2 protein-coding genes are annotated in these 1,262 nt (G+C 58.4%); one reads left to right on the top strand and one right to left on the bottom strand.

The genetic code is table 11. The features are described from left to right. Positions 1-932 (bottom strand): hypothetical protein (locus GY725_19120; protein MCP4006298.1); only part of this gene is annotated, 932 nt, incomplete at its 3' end. Positions 933-1,110: 178 nt separating this feature from the next. Between GY725_19120 and GY725_19115 the strand changes: the two genes are divergently transcribed. Further along, on the top strand, positions 1,111-1,262 hold a 152-nt coding region (locus GY725_19115; protein ID MCP4006297.1), incomplete at its 3' end, for an excisionase family DNA-binding protein.

Below are 1,262 nucleotides of genomic sequence, written 5' to 3'. Positions count from 1 at the left end.
CCCGTGATCAACTGCACGTCGTTCTCTTCGCCGCACGTCTCGACAAGTTGCACTTGATAACCGGGCCCCTTCTTGCCGTCCCGCGTCGCGTCCGGGTCCGACGGGTTCTGAATCACGTCACCGCCGGGATGCGTGCGAATCTCAATCGAATCCTCGATCACTTCGCACTGTTCGTTGAAAACGCGAACGAGCATCGTGAACGTACTACGCGTGTTGTGCTTCTGATCGTCGGCGAACCGCTCGATCAAGTCGTGCATGTCCCGGGCCACCTGCTCTCGCAGCAGGCGTCGGCTGTCGGCGTCCTTCTTCGTGTCGCCAAACAGCAGATAGCCCGACGGCTGATAACGCGTGCGAAGCTCCTCGGGCAAGGCATCGTAGGCGGCCGCATCGTGGCGCCGCAGTTGCGTGAGGAACCGCTTGATCGTCACACCCATCATCCGCGTGCGGCCGAACTGGGCCATGTCGCTGAAGACGTGCGTTGAATCGAGCCGCTGGGTCTTGATGTTCAGTTGTAGCTTCTCGACCAGCGAGGCCGTGATCTCTTCCATGATCCGCCCGGCCAAGTCGTCTTCGACGATCAGCTTCTTGTATCGCTCGACGGTCCGCGGTGACATGCTCTGGTTTTCGGGGTCGAGGTTCAACGCGTACTGGATGTCGGCATGGAACATGTACGCCTGGGCCGATTCTTCCGCAGTCCAGTTCTTGAATTCCATGATGAAGATCAGCCCACACATGGAGTAGAGCTCTTTGGTCGGCTGGCCGAACACCGGATCGAAGTGCCCTTTGACCGTGTCGACCGGCATCAGCCGCAGGATGGTCTCGCGAAAGACATGATGCCAGCCGCCGAGCAACTGCCTGTGGGCCAGCGGCGACAGGATGCCCTCATAGACGTCAAAGAGCCGATTTTGTCGTGGGTCGTTGAAATGCTGCATGGCCGACACAACTCCTTTTGTGGTAATGCGTTAAGCATAGCGCACGGCGATGCGACGTCAACCCCAGAAAGAGGCGCAACTCCCGGCTGATTCACTGGTTGCGCGAATGATGTCCGGCCCGCGACTTCTGTCGGCGGTATCTATCTACTCAGCAAAGGAAGAATGAGGGGGATCGAACATGAACGACACAGAACGATATGAACTGATTGGCGACGGGCTTGAACGAGTTTCTCAGGCGGCGAAGTTTCTCGGGATCAGCCGGAGCAAGCTCTACCGACTAATCGAGTCCGGTGTGCTTCCTTCCGTCAGACTCGGCAGAAGCAGACGCAT

It is taken from the genome of bacterium, from assembly GCA_024226335.1.
Classification (GTDB): Bacteria; Myxococcota_A; UBA9160; order SZUA-336; family SZUA-336; genus JAAELY01.
The sequence above is the reverse complement of the archived record's forward strand: the minus strand, read 5'-3'. Positions and strand labels throughout refer to the sequence as shown.